The following is an 887-nucleotide window of genomic DNA, read 5'->3' as shown; positions in this document are numbered from 1 at the left end:
CTGCGACCTATGATGCAGCGACAGGCACCTTGACACCAACGACTCCGTTGTCTGAAGGTGAACATAAGCTGAGCTACACCTTGACGGATGCAGCGGGTAATGAAAGCGATCCAAGCCCAGCCTTAACATTGACTGTGGACACCCAAGCACCAGATGCACCCGTGGTGAATCCAGCCAATACACATGACCCAATTACAGGTACAGCAGAAGCAGGCAGTACGGTTAGCGTGAGCTATCCAGACGGACAAGGCGGAACGACGACTGTGACCACCACAGCAGATGCGGATGGTCACTGGAGTGTGCCAAATCCAGGCTTAAAAGACGGTGATGAAGTTACAGCGACAGCAACAGATGCCGCGGGTAACGTTTCACAGCCAGGCAATACCGTGATTGATGGTACAGCCCCAACAGCGCCAGCAGCCCCAACACAGTACTTGGACAATACCGATCCCGTACAAGGCACATTCGGTACAGGCACAAGCACCAACGATAGCACCCCAGGCTTGATCATCCCTGCACCAGCCGCGGGTGAAACACCAAAATTATATGTAGATGGCGCAGCAGTCGCTGCGACCTATGATGCAGCGACAGGCACCTTGACCCCAACGACCCCGTTGTCTGAAGGCGAACATAAGCTGAGCTACACCTTGACGGATGCCGCGGGTAATGAAAGCGATCCAAGCCCAGCATTAACATTGACTGTAGACACCATAGCGCCAACAGCGCCAGCAGCCCCGACACAGTACTTGGACAATACCGATCCCGTACAAGGCACATTCGGTACAGGTACAAGCACCAACGATAGCACCCCAGGCTTGATCATCCCTACACCAGCCGCGGGTGAAACACCAAAATTGTATGTAGATGGCGCAGCAGTCGATGCGACC

1 protein-coding gene is annotated in these 887 nt (G+C 54.3%); it reads left to right on the top strand.

What is annotated here, in order from left to right; all coding sequences use genetic code 11:
* Nucleotides 1-887, top strand: an 887-nt coding sequence (locus tag EXE09_RS18650; RefSeq protein ID WP_171478647.1) for an Ig-like domain-containing protein, incomplete at both ends; no start/stop codon positions are given.

The organism is Acinetobacter sp. WCHAc060025 (genome assembly GCF_004209355.1).
GTDB classification, from domain to species: Bacteria; Pseudomonadota; Gammaproteobacteria; order Pseudomonadales; family Moraxellaceae; genus Acinetobacter; species Acinetobacter wuhouensis.
The sequence above is the reverse complement of the archived record's forward strand: the minus strand, read 5'-3'. Positions and strand labels throughout refer to the sequence as shown.